This window comes from Bacteroides sp. HMSC067B03 (assembly GCF_001811315.1).
GTDB lineage: Bacteria > Bacteroidota > Bacteroidia > Bacteroidales > Bacteroidaceae > Bacteroides > Bacteroides faecis.
In genome coordinates this window covers 1-12,909 of record NZ_KV804242.1, presented here as the reverse complement: position 1 = coordinate 12,909, position 12,909 = coordinate 1, and the positions used below count along the sequence as shown (strand labels likewise).

At 32.1% G+C, this 12,909-nt stretch carries 12 protein-coding genes; 6 read left to right on the top strand and 6 right to left on the bottom strand.

The annotated features are described in order from the left end of the window. Window positions 1-88 precede the first annotated feature (88 nt). Entirely contained in the window at window positions 89-811 is a 723-nt protein-coding gene (locus tag HMPREF2794_RS01100; RefSeq protein ID WP_005647366.1) for a TetR/AcrR family transcriptional regulator, read from the bottom strand. A gap of 2 nt (window positions 812-813) precedes the next feature. Beyond that, on the bottom strand, window positions 814-2,049 hold the full coding sequence (locus HMPREF2794_RS01095) for an aminotransferase class I/II-fold pyridoxal phosphate-dependent enzyme (RefSeq protein WP_005647364.1): 1,236 nt from the start codon (window positions 2,047-2,049) through the stop codon (window positions 814-816). Between the two features lie 168 nt (window positions 2,050-2,217). On the opposite strand from HMPREF2794_RS01095, the gene HMPREF2794_RS01090 reads away from it, so the two are divergent. The 6 genes from HMPREF2794_RS01090 (at window position 2,218) to erm (ending at window position 8,894) form a co-directional block, all read left to right on the top strand. After that, entirely contained in the window at window positions 2,218-3,216 is a 999-nt protein-coding gene (locus HMPREF2794_RS01090) for a DUF7689 domain-containing protein (protein ID WP_004295351.1), read from the top strand. Between the two features lie 211 nt (window positions 3,217-3,427). After that, a complete protein-coding gene (locus HMPREF2794_RS01085; protein ID WP_070750662.1) occupies window positions 3,428-4,753 on the top strand; it encodes a BSAP5b family pore-forming toxin in 1,326 nt (441 codons plus the stop codon). 148 nt (window positions 4,754-4,901) lie between these two features. Next, the gene (locus HMPREF2794_RS01080) at window positions 4,902-5,882 is read left to right on the top strand and encodes an IS30 family transposase (protein WP_004343809.1); all 981 of its coding nucleotides are present in this window, start codon (window positions 4,902-4,904) and stop codon (window positions 5,880-5,882) included. Between the two features lie 34 nt (window positions 5,883-5,916). Beyond that, entirely contained in the window at window positions 5,917-7,596 is a 1,680-nt protein-coding gene (locus HMPREF2794_RS01075; RefSeq protein ID WP_005647359.1) for a BSAP5a family pore-forming toxin, read from the top strand. Window positions 7,597-7,672: 76 nt separating this feature from the next. After that, on the top strand, window positions 7,673-8,068 hold the full coding sequence (locus HMPREF2794_RS01070) for a hypothetical protein (protein WP_004295347.1): 396 nt from the start codon (window positions 7,673-7,675) through the stop codon (window positions 8,066-8,068). A 25-nt stretch (window positions 8,069-8,093) separates the two neighbouring features. Then, the gene (gene erm, locus HMPREF2794_RS01065; protein ID WP_070750660.1) at window positions 8,094-8,894 is read left to right on the top strand and encodes a 23S ribosomal RNA methyltransferase Erm; all 801 of its coding nucleotides are present in this window, start codon (window positions 8,094-8,096) and stop codon (window positions 8,892-8,894) included. Between the two features lie 104 nt (window positions 8,895-8,998). On the opposite strand, the gene HMPREF2794_RS01060 is transcribed toward erm, so the two are convergent. The 4 genes from HMPREF2794_RS01060 to HMPREF2794_RS01045 form a co-directional block, all read right to left on the bottom strand. Next, the gene (locus HMPREF2794_RS01060; protein WP_225883635.1) at window positions 8,999-9,751 is read right to left on the bottom strand and encodes a nitroreductase family protein; all 753 of its coding nucleotides are present in this window, start codon (window positions 9,749-9,751) and stop codon (window positions 8,999-9,001) included. A 507-nt stretch (window positions 9,752-10,258) separates the two neighbouring features. Then, window positions 10,259-10,645, bottom strand: coding sequence for a helix-turn-helix domain-containing protein (locus tag HMPREF2794_RS01055; protein WP_005647356.1), 387 nt, complete (start codon window positions 10,643-10,645; stop codon window positions 10,259-10,261). Then, window positions 10,638-12,593 (bottom strand): type IV secretory system conjugative DNA transfer family protein, encoded by a 1,956-nt coding sequence (locus HMPREF2794_RS01050; RefSeq protein ID WP_005647355.1) that lies wholly within the window; start codon window positions 12,591-12,593, stop codon window positions 10,638-10,640. Before HMPREF2794_RS01050 ends, HMPREF2794_RS01055 begins: the two co-directional genes overlap by 8 nt. A gap of 3 nt (window positions 12,594-12,596) precedes the next feature. Beyond that, a complete protein-coding gene (locus HMPREF2794_RS01045) occupies window positions 12,597-12,821 on the bottom strand; it encodes a hypothetical protein (RefSeq protein WP_032951381.1) in 225 nt (74 codons plus the stop codon). Window positions 12,822-12,909 lie beyond the last annotated feature (88 nt).

Genomic DNA, 12,909 nt, shown 5'->3' with positions numbered 1-12,909 from the left:
AGTACAGAAAAAGGGTCGTTTTGTGAAACAAAAGATTTTAGGTTAGGCTAGACCCGTCCAATGGGCTTTTCCTCATTGGACGGATATTTTAGATAGAAACAATAATTTCTTTAGGGATTCCTGTATAATATGCTATTTTTTCTACAGGAATATTATCTTCTCTCATTTTTATTATAATATCAATATTTTCTTTAGTAATAGAAGAAGGTATAAACGTAAATAAAATGTCTGACAATTTGCTTATAGCCTTAATAACTTTTTGTTTGTCAGATTCTTTTTTTAAGTCTATTCCACTGAAAGTTGAAAGTTTATCATGCAAAATAAGATAATATATTCCCCCTATTATTAGTGCAGATATAGTCACAATATCAATATCTGTATTGGAGAATATGTTTGAGAATTTTTGGCATAGAGGTAACGTATGCAATTCCCGTAGTTGAGCGGTACGTTGACTAGTTTCATTGTTATTAGCTAGTTCCCATTTTAGAAGTTCTTGCATGATTTTATTCTCTGATAAAGATTGAAATAAGCCTACAAGAATGTTCATATATAGTGCTTTATCGTTACTATATTGTTTTTGTGATTTTACAATATCGCTAAACCAATAGTCGTATTTTTTTACATACTCGTCAATGAACTTATTCAAATCATCATATCTGTTATAGAATTGTACAGGCTCAATTTCAGCTTGTCGCATAATACTTGTAACTGTTAGATTAGAAAATCCTTCAGTTTCAATAAAACGGGTTGCCGCATTAATAATGCTTTCCTCTATGTCTTTGGTACTTCTTCTCTTTCTCCTTTCTTTCATTATTATTTTATTTTTATGTTCTTATTTATATCATTAAGAGTATTGACTAAAGATTCTAATTGTTCACGTTTATGCGTGGCAAGAACGCTGACCCTTAATCTTGCTTCTTTGGTTCTTACAGCTGGATATACAATTCCAATTGTAAAGATACCTTTTTCTTGCAACATTTTAGCAATTTCGTAAACCTTTTTATTATCTCTTATCATAATAGGAAAAATAGGGGAAACAGATTTTCCTATGTCGAAGCCTTCTTCTTTCAACCGTTTTCTAAGATAATTTGTATTTTCCCAAAGTTTGGTTCTTATTTGTGGCTCTTTTTTTATAATCTCTAAAGCTTTTAATATGGATGCTGTGACTTGTGGGGTAGGGGCTGCTGAAAACACATTACTGTCCGCATAAAATTTCAAGTATTGTATTATCTTCTTTGAAGCTGCTGCAAATCCCCCTACGCAACCAAATGACTTGCTGAATGTGCCAGTAATAATATCAATTTGACCTAAACAGTTATAATGTTCAGCTGTTCCTCTGCCATTGGCTCCCATTACTCCTATTCCATGTGCATCATCTAACATCAGCATGGCTTCATAAGTCTTGCAAAGAGTAATAATTTCCGGGAGTAAAGACAAATCCCCATCTTGGGAATATACACCATCTATTATTACAAGTTTAGTTTGATATTGCCCTTTGACTTCTTTTAGTACCTTCTCCAAATATTCTAGGTCGTTATGCCCAATTCGTTTTATATTTGTTCCTTTTAGTCCAGCCATTGCGCTTGTGTGGATATAAGGGTCTATCAATGCAATATCATTTTGACCCAATAAGGCTCTTAGTATTCCGGCATTTGCTCCAAATCCGGAAGAAAATAAAATAGCTTCTTCTTGTCCTACAAAAGAAGCTATTTCTTTCTCTAGCTGTTGGTGTATGTCGAGATAACCACCTATTACTTGTGCAGCGCAAGCACCTGTTCCATATTTTTTTATAGCATCTATACCTGCTTGTTTAGTTTCTTCTCTTTGTGACATACCTAAATAATCATTAGAAATAAATGCAATAACAGGTTCGTTGAAGCCTTCAATTGCCATTGTTGAACCGATACCTGTATGTGAAGTTATCCAATAGCTTTTACATCCGAAATCATTTAGTTGCTCAATGTACTGCTGGAAATCATTTGCTCTCTCAATAGCATTTTTCCCATAGGATAGTTCAAAGTCTTTTAATGAATGATAAGTTTTTTCCATATTAGTATAATTTAGATTGTATATTGCAAAAATAGCAAATATATCATGTTTTTAAGCATTAACAGTGAAAAAAACAGTATAATTCTTATATTATATACAATTCATATTGTATATTTGCGATATGCAAATGCATTTGCTGAATAATTACTAACTTAAAAATTTCGCTTTATGAGAAAACAAATTTTAATTTTATTAGGTTTCTCTTTTAGTCTTATTGCTTGTCAGCAAAACGAAGAGATTGGTTCTGTGGAGGATAATGCCAATCCAAACGAACTTACTACTAGAGCTGCTTCTATGAGAAGGGTTCCTACACAAGCGGAAAAGGATAATCTTAAAAAGGATTTCCCAAATTTAGATGTAAATAATATTTCTGTAACAGGAGAAGCAACAGGTACATATAATTGTATTGCTTATTCTATGGGGATAACTAACAAATGGATTGACCCAGAATCTTTTTACAATGATTTTATAGAACAGTATAAAAATGCTAAAACTTTATATGGTTCGTCTTGTAATTATGAACAGACTAGTACAGAAGGTAGCAATGCTACTGTTGATGGTTGGGGAACAAGTAGTATAGATATGACTCATGGAAGTGTTGTATATAGTAGCGGTACTTGGGAGTCAAAACTTGGGCGTTATTTGCGTATTACCCATAAAAGGAGTGAGCTATCTGGCACTTTGTATGGTAGAATTTTGGTATCTTTTATCGAGAGTAGAACAAAGACTGATATGTCGGAGATAAAGGAACTTGCAAAACAGATAGCACAAGAAGATATTGAACTTTCTGATGCAGAAAAACAAGCTGTCATTGATAAAGCTGCAAATATTAATTGTGAGGTAAAGACTAAGTTTAACGATTTGTTTAATTCATGGAACGAAGAAATTTCAATAAATCCACAAACTAAATATAGTTCAAGTACTCTCGCTTATACAACATTACCACAGTTTAAAGAAATGCAAGCGATGGGTAAAAATATTATTCCGTTAATAATGGAAAAACTTTTAGATGAAGATAATTTCTTTTTGCTTCCTCTATATGATGCTATACAGACTGATTCTCAATTAAAAATAAGCTATAAGAAAGGTGATGCAAAGATTCTAGAAGGAGAACAGAATAAGGCTAAAAGAACAGTTCGTCTTTGGCTAAGTCTTTCGGGAAATTAAGTAAAATATAACTGACTTTTTGGGATAAATAGCTCTTAACGTAATATGCTGTAAGAGCTATTTATATATTTACCTAAAAGTTTTTGGCATCATGGATTTGTTTTCTCTTCGTCCTTTTGTATATGTGGCGTATTCGCGTGCGTCAGAAAGTAAATCTACGTGAACTCTATTGCGTATTTGTTTCTAAGGACATAATTTTAAAACTATATTTATGAAAAAAAAATTCTATTCTTTTTGGGGCGTAAGTCAATTATTGGTAGGAGCAATGACTATTGGTCTTGTCTCTTGTGAAAAAAGTTCTGAACTTTTATATGATTTTTCGGAAACATCAGAAAGTTCAATCCAGTCAAGAGCTATCTCTGTTGCTGACTCTGTGAGTCTGTTTTCTAATATAGATGAGTTTAAAAAAAAGCCAGAAACGAAATCTTATTCTTATTATCCTGAGACAGATGAATTTTATTCATCAAATATGTATGCTGTTAGAGAGCTTCCTTTTGCGTTGAAAGTCAGAGGAGGTGGAGTGGTTGGACAGCCTTATCTTTCTACTCAAGGAATGAGAAAAGAATTGATACTTTCAGCTTATAGTTCTTCAAAATTCTATTTAAAGATTTTGCCACCTAGTAGTGGAATACCATATTTGATTTATTCAAAGTCTTATAATAAGCCATTGGTTTGTGGTCAATATAACAATGACCCAAACAATAAACTTGTTTTTGTTTGGGACTCGGAAGATATAAGTTCTGGAAGTTGGGACCTTATACCATCAACATATAAAGGATATTTTAATATTGAAAATCAGACATATTTAGGAACGGCAGACCCCAATAATCCTTGGAGTGTGTTTAATTATTCTATAGAAGTAAAGAGTAATGGGCAGGTAGGGTATGCAAAATATAATAAGCAACCACAGCAAGAGTTTCTATTAGAGTTTCAGGATAAATTTAAAGTAAAAGAAATAGCATTTGAACCTAAAGCTGTAGTGACGGAATTAGACCCTGTTGTTGTGTATTCAAATGGTCAGACAGGAGCAGTTGCTGGACCATCAAATATTACAATTTATGCAAAAAAAGATGTAAAAGACACTTCTTGTTATACAGAAAAAGGAGCTTTGAAAATTCCAATGGCAAATGAAGAACAAATGTTTTTACGTCCTGCAATAATAGCTGGGCAATTTATTGCCCCTGGCAATTTTAGTAGTGGGGAAATGCCTGATTCAACAATATTTTTGCCTAGAGCTCCTTATACTTCCACAACGTATGAGATACCTAAAACATTATCGGTGACTATTCCGGTAGAAGTTGATGAGCCATCTTTAATTAAAGTAACGACTTATTTAAAGAAATATAGTGTAAAGGCTGACTATACTATTACTATGACTTATCGTAATGGAAATGAGGCTAATGATAGAGAAGTTAAATTTAAAGGTTCTTGGTATGGAATAATAAATACTACATCAAAGGCAAAACCAGACGAAATAGTAACAATTCCTTTAGAAGAATATATGAAAAGTTTATCTAATCTTGAGTTCAAGTTATAAATGCAACTTTTAAAGAAAAGGATTAATAGCTGCATAAGTAATATTTTTTTCAGAGAGAAAAGAGAGACAATTCCCTCTGTTCTCTGCTGAATGGATAAATGTTACTATCTTTGTTTTTATTGTCCGTCCAAAGAAATAAAAGTTGTAGATGAGTAAACATATAACCGAAAAGCAAAGGTATGCAATTTCTAAGATGTTGCAAGTTCCGATGAGTAAAAAAGATATAGCTGAAGCTATTGGAGTTGATAGGAGTAATATTTATAGAGAAATAAAACGCAATTGCGATAGTCGTAGTGGAAAATACAACCCTGATCTTGCCCAAAGAAAGGCAGATAAACGTAAGGTTGAAAAGAAGCGAAAGGAGGTATTTACACAAGCTATGAAGAAGCGTGTAAAAAAGCTTCTACGAAAGGACTTGAGCCCAGAGCAGATAGTGGGCAGAAGCCAAGTAGAAAATATAGCTATGGTATCTCACGAAACTATATATTGTTGGATATGGCAAGATAAACGACAAGGTGGGGATCTTCATAAATCTCTTAGAAGGCAAGGACGCAAATATTCAAAGCGTGGTTCTAAAAACGCAGGTAGAGGATTTATTCCGAATAGAGTGGAGATTGATCAGCGACCTTCAATTGTAGAGCAAAAAGAAAGATTTGGTGATTTAGAGATAGATACAATTATTGGAAAGAATCACAAAGGTGCTATTCTAACCATTAATGATAGAGCAACAAGCAGAGTATGGATACGTAAGCTATCAGGGAAAGAAGCCATCCCTGTAGCAAAGATTACAGTATGGGCATTACGAAAAGTAAAAAACTTAATACACACAATAACGGCTGATAATGGAAAAGAATTTGCAAAACACGAGGATATAGCACAAAAATTAGATATTAATTTCTATTTTTGTAAGCCATACCACTCTTGGGAGCGTGGTGCCAATGAAAATACTAACGGTCTTATCAGGCAGTATATCCCAAAGGGTACGGACTTTAGTGAAGTAACCAACAAGCGTATTAAATGGATTGAAAACAATCTAAATAATAGACCTCGTAAAAGACTTGGATACCTCACACCAAACGAAAAATTTAAACAAATTATTAATATGAATTCCGTTGCATTTGGAACTTGAATTCAGCAATAATAATCTGCAATAAGAAAAGATTATGAAATCAATATTATATATAATAATTTTATCTGTTATAGCTCCATTGTTTATAGCTTGTTCAGAGGATTTGAACTTATGCGCACAGCAAAATACAGTGGTTGAAACTGATTATTCATGTGATGATGTGATTCTTCAAGAACGTAATCCATCTCTTCCAGATGTTATTACAGGAAAACCTTCTTTTGATGAAGAGTTGACAAGAAGTGGTGAGATGATTGGGGGAACTGATAAATATCTAGGTTATGGTTATAAATTGCTTAAGGGGAATTATATACCAAGTGATTTTGATAACTTTACGCATTCCATACTTGATATTGAATCTCTAAAAGAATATGATGAATCATATATTGATGAAAATTATCCTAACTGGAACGACCAGTCATCGTTTGCTTATTATGATTTTAATAATTATACGCATTTTTCATCAATAAGTAAAACTGTGAAAAGTGGATTTTCTTTAAATCTAGGATTTTTTTCTATAGGGAAAAAGAAAACGACAACCGAAACATTTAGAACTTTTATTAATGAATCAAAAGAACAAGCTTATGGGGAAATGAATATATTGTTTGCTCATGGCAAATTTACCTTGTTAAGTTCCAATGGTTCTAATAAAGTGTTTGCAAGGCAGTTTTTAAGAAGGTCTTTTATTAATAATTTATATACCTCTCCTATATCATCTATCATTGATTCATATGGAGATTTTGTTGTTGTTGGTTATTATACAGGTGGAAGAGCTTTTGCGCAATATATGGGTAATGCGGATTCAAATACGAATGTTGAACAGAAAACTAAATCCTTAGAGAAAAATATTAATGCTTCACTTGTATATAAAGGTGATTCACTTAATGGGTCGTTCGGATTTAATGGAAAGGATGGTACTTTTGATTCTACAGTTTACAAAAGACAAGATATATTTATACGTGTAAAAACATTGGGTGGTATTCAAGATGAAACAGGTGTAGTGAATACTACAATGGCACTTAAAGACATAAATATAAACTTGCAATCTTGGAGAAAATCATTAAATGATTCAAAAAATCATACAGTGATTGATTTAATAGAAGAAGGATTATATCCAATGTCGGATTTTGTACTGGAAAGAAACTTTCAAAGACGTTTTGATGATACTTCTAAGGAAATTCTTCTTCCTGTTACAAGACTTTATACTCCGTCTATTACGATTGCAAGAGTATTGACAAAGACATCTGCTTCGGGAGAAAGTTTATATGATGTAGCTGCTGTGTTAACAACAAGACAGGGTGACCAAATAGTATTGAGTAAAAGTAATGCTACGGATGCGGAATTAAGGCAAAATGAAGATGATAATGTTTTTATCAAAAAAGCCCAAATTATATCGGCAGAAATATCAAGGTATTTCAGCTCTGATATTCAGATAAGTTATAATACTAGAAAGCGTATTAATCCTCAAATGCGTTCTCCGCTATGTATGGTTTTGGAGAACTTCAATGAAAAAGGTTTCTGTAAGTACTATCATGAGGCAACTAATATGGAATATTTATACGACCCAACTACCAAACTCTGTTTTTCATTTTTTGCAGATGAAAGAGATGAGAGTTTGCTGGAAGTATATGGTCTTAGTTCATGGGCTTCTAATTTAGTAGAAAAACAGATTTCAATAGCAACATTAGCAAATCTATACACAATTATAGGATTGTAATTTTGAAGTCTGGTATTTATATTAATATAATCTATTTTAATACATGGTACATTATTTTAAACAATCTTGCTTATTAATGCTTTGGGCATTATTTTTAGTAAACATAAGTTTTACAAGTTGTGATGATAAAAATCCAGAGGTACAAATAGGAGAACTTACTCCCCAAAAACTATATCAAACCTCATGGCGTGGTACAGGTCGTTGTGATGCTTGGGTAGTTCCCAATATGGGAGTAGGTATGCAATTTATAGATACTCAATCGGGGAAAGTAAATTGGGAAAGTTACGATGAAATTGATATTACTTACAAAATAGAAGGAAAATATATCATATTTAATAGCAATGCTTTATATTTAGGTGGTGCTCCTTGGGTTATTAAAAGCTATACCCAAAAACATATAACTCTTATACAAAATGAAGCAAGTCCAGATAAAGAGAAAGTAGCTATAATAGAATTAGATAGGATAGATTGATTTCGATTGTATTTTTAAAAAAGTAATGATAAAAAATAAACTGCCCGTAAGATACACGGGACAGCATTTTACTATAGATAAAGTGCTGATAGATGATGCAATTAAAATTGCGAAAATAAATGAATCCGACACTGTTATAGATATTGGTGCCGGAAAAGGATTTTTGACTGTTCATTTAGTTCGTCAATGCACAAATCTAATTGCAATAGAGAATGATAAATCGCTATTGTCCATTCTAAAAAACAAGTTTTCTAACAACACGAATGTCAAAATTATTGATTGTGATTTTAGATGTTACACCATACCAAAAAGAAATTTTAAAGTTGTGTCTAATATCCCTTTCAGAATAACTTCTGAAATTTTAAAATCCTTGATGTTTGATAGTGTTGAGCATTTTATGGGTGGTTCATTGATAATGCAACTTGAACCTGCCCAAAAGTTATTTTCAAAAAAAGTTTTCAATCCATATATTGTGTTTTATCATACTTTTTTTGATTTAAAACTTATGTATGAAATATCTCCTGAGAGTTTTTTGCCACCACCAAAAGTCAAGTCAGCACTTTTAAAGATTGAAAGAAAAAAAATGTCAATAAGTTATGAATTGAAAAGAAAATATCTGAATTTTCTCACTTTCTTGTTGCAAAAACCCGATTTGCCAGCCAGAACTGTATTAAAGACAATATTCAGAAAAAGTCAAGTCAGAGTTATTGCTGATAAATATGGAATAAATCTTAATTGTCAAATTGTTAGTTTGGCTGCAAAACAATGGGAATGTTGTTTTTTGGAAATGTTGGAGAGAGTTCCTGAAAAAAACCATCCCTCTTAATTGTTAGTTGATTAGAGTCTGATTCAGTAAAACAAAATTATTTTTTTTACTGAATCAAGATTAACTGTTTAATACACCATTTTAGTCATTAAGTAACTTCTATTTTACTTCCATGTAATATCCACAGGATTGCGTCTCGGAATAGAAGTTATTTTATAACTTGAATATCCAAATAGCATTGGACAAGCCGCTTTACGTTCTTCTGGTATTGATAACAAATCCTTTAATGGTTTATAATTGTCTATAGCCAACTTTACGAATCCAGCCCAACATGTACCGATACCAAAAGCGGGCGCAGCAATATCAAAATGAGTCAAAGCAATAATTGCTTCGGTAGGGTCATCAATTGGCTCAATAGGAACATGTGCAAAAAGTAAATGGGGAGCATTATGGCAAATCAAATCCAAACCACTATCCCAAGTTGAAATTATTGCAGGTACATAATCTGCTAGAGGATGTGATGTGTTTTGAATAGTTCGCATCCAATCAACGGTTAAACTTGCAACACGATTTACCTCTGATGGTTTATGAATAACAATCCATTTTACTGGTTGTCCATTCCCTCCAGATGGAGCATAACGGGCTATATCAATAACTTTAGCAATTAACTCTTTATTAACTGTCTTTGAAGAATAATGTCTCACAGAACGTCGACTTTTTATATACAATGCTATATTCTGTGGTTCAATCTGACTATCCAAAAAAGACGTATTAATTTTTTCGTCAAGAAGGAAATCTAAGGTAAGAGCCTTCTGTGCACAAAAAGACTCACAATGACCACATTTTAAACAATAATCCAATTTTTCTTCAGGTATGGTTGGATAATTTAAGGCTGTCGATTTATCAATGATTCCCATTACACATACAGTTGCGCAAGTATTGCATTTAGAACATGTTTTTCTGTCTATAAGAATTTGTGGCATTTTTGTCTCCTTTAAATTTTATTCAGCAAAGGTATGTATTTGGATGCTCTCTTTTCATATTATAAGTATTTGTTATTATACTGGTATCATTTTTATGAAATGGACATAGGGAAAAGAAGATTCTCGTGTTGCTCTTTCTGGGTTTCGGGGAGTGAAGGATATTAATCACATATTCATATTATTTATATATAATATGGCATTTTGTCCTTCTTCTTTTTCCCTATAGTTTTATGGTATCAATTTTTTGTGTTCGGCTTCTGGCAGCTTTTTGTATTTGGTATCAAAAAGGAGTTCTTCAGGGTGTACCAGGGACGATAATTCGGTATCATTTTATCATGCTATATACGCCCATCAGCGCCAGCCCTTGAAAAGGGCTGGTATCAATTCTTTAAAGTAATATTGGAAAATAAAAGAGAGTATAAAATACTCTCTTTTATTTTATTAGGGCTGTAATAAATTGATGGCTTTTTGAAGATTAGTTTCTAGTTCTTTTTTAGCGTTTGACATAGCATCTTCATAGTTTTTTTCTGATTGTCTAATAATTTCTATTATAACAGAATTATAGTTGGCTTTTTGTGCTTCATCTTCTTCTGTATTAGAAATCAGATAGAACTTTTCACTAAATATTAAATCTATAAAAACATAGTTAGAATAAAAATTCAGCACTTGAAATAAAAGTTTTAGGCTGCCCCCTTTTCCTAGTTCAAGATTTGAAATCGCATTTTGTTTACAGTTTAGCTGTTCTGCTAATTGAGCTTGGGAATATCCTATATGCTCTCGGATTTGCTTTAACCTTGTGCCTAAAATTGGTAATGTTATGTTATACATATTGTTCTATTACTGTTTCTACTTCGTCGTATATTCTTTTAAAGTTTTTTTGCAGTAATTTCTCTCTATTATCTGCTGTCCCAAAGTTATATACTTTTGGCAGTTCTTTGTAGGCTTCTTCTTCTTTCTTAATTTTTTTTAAATCTAAATTGGTTTTGCAATGGTACATTGCTGTTGGAAAATTATCTTCTTGTCCGAAATCTAATGCAACTTGCCCTACTAATGTACCAGCCTGTAATGAAGAAATTTTGGATGCCGGGATAACAAAATCCATTTGTTCATTCATATTAATTGTTGTTTCGTTTCTTCTGATGGTAACACCTTCTTTTACTTGCTTAACTTTTCCAAATAGTTTTTGTAGCCAATCTAAAGTTTCAGGAGCTTTAGCTTGCCCGGATAAAGTGTTACCTATAATAGAAGTTATAGTTTTTGCGGTAGCTTTGCCGTATTGTTCTTCTAATTGCGGTAGTTCCTGTAATCCCAAACAAATTGAAACCTTATTGCTACGTGCAGTAGAAAGTAGTGTTGCAAGTTGATAAAAATATAATGTGGGACATTCATCTACTATGATTGAAGTAGGATAGTTACCTTTTGTATTGACAAGTCTAGTTAATCGGTTAATGATAAGTGCATTTAAAGCACTATTCATGCTTTGTGTTTTAGGATTATTTGCAATGATGAGATAACTAGGGTCTTTTTTATCTGATACTTTTAAATTGAAATCATTGCCACTAAATACCCAAAAAGATTCTTTAGTTGCCAGTCTTGATAACTGTACTTTTAGACTTGCCATCTGTCCTTCTAATTGGTCCACTGCTCCTGATTTATATGCAGCTTCAAATGGGGAAACTAGTGATTTTAATTCAGGTTCGGAAAAAAGGACTTTAAATAATACATCATATTCTTGATTAAGAAAAGCCAGTACATGCGGTAAATCTGAATATTTGCCATTCTCATATCTAGACCAAAAATAAATAGAAGCTGCTAACAAGTTTACTGCTGATGTTTTAAAAAAATCGCTATTACCTCCACTTCCCTTATCACCCTTTTGTAAACTCTCATATAATGCTTCTGCCGTTTCTGTTGCATCTGCTAGGATTTCTATATATTCTCGTTTCAATGGATTTATTCTTCTACTATATTCAATATCAGAAAAATTAATGACATTGAACTTGAAATTACTTGGTATTTTCCCTAATTGCTTGTTCTTCTGATAATTATAATATGCAATCTTAGCAAGTTCAGGAAATTTGAAGTCGTAAACAACTTCTGCAAATCCTTTAGCTGAATGTTGTCTTATAAAAGAATTTATAACAGAAAAAGATTTACCACTTCCGGGCGTTCCTATTACAAAAGTTCCACGAAAACAGTTACATATATTCAGCCATCCATTATGCCACTTTCTATTGTAGAAAAACTTCATCGGAATATTGACAGAGTATTCTGTTTCTACCTTGTCTTTAGATTGTTCAAAGCTTTCATTCTCTATATTAAATCTATCTTTCATAAAGTTTGATTTAATACGTTTGGAAATGTTATCCAGAGCTGAATTTATTAATGTAGCTCCAATTATCGATAGTATAATGTAAGCTATATTATACCATTCTAAACTAGTTTCTCCTTTTTCTTTAAAGAGAAGAAAGCATATACTTCCAAAGAACATTATGAAACCAAAGATTAAAGGAAAAATGATTTGTTTAGTCGGGTCTAATTCTAAATCCTTTTTTGAACGTGTTCCAATGCAAGTAACCATTATAATAAAGAATGTAAATAGTTTACTATAAAGAATATTAGAATAGATAGGAATTTTTGCCATTTTTGATAATAAGGGCATAATTTGTTCACTAAAGGGAAAATGAACAAATAGTAGAATCTCTATGCAAACAGTTATATAAATGAATGCTTGCATGAATCCATATAGTTTTTGTAATTCTTTGCTTTCTTCCATGATTTAATCGGGTATTTTAACAAGATTTGGTTCCTCACATTGAAAAGCCTTGAAATCTTCTATAGCTAATTTCAAGTCTTCTAAAAAATTGCTATTGCAACCTTTTTCTACTGCTATCTGGTAATATGCTTCCATCGCTTGGACGGAACAAATATCTGTTCCGCATATTACAAAAGCTGGAATGTCTTCTAATAGGCACTTGTGTAATAATCTTTTTTGGTCTTTCATCTTTAATTCAAATGAAAATACCACTCTTTTATGTAGTGAGAGTGGTATTGGTTTTTATTTTTTGGTATCATAATAATGTTCTTTTTTC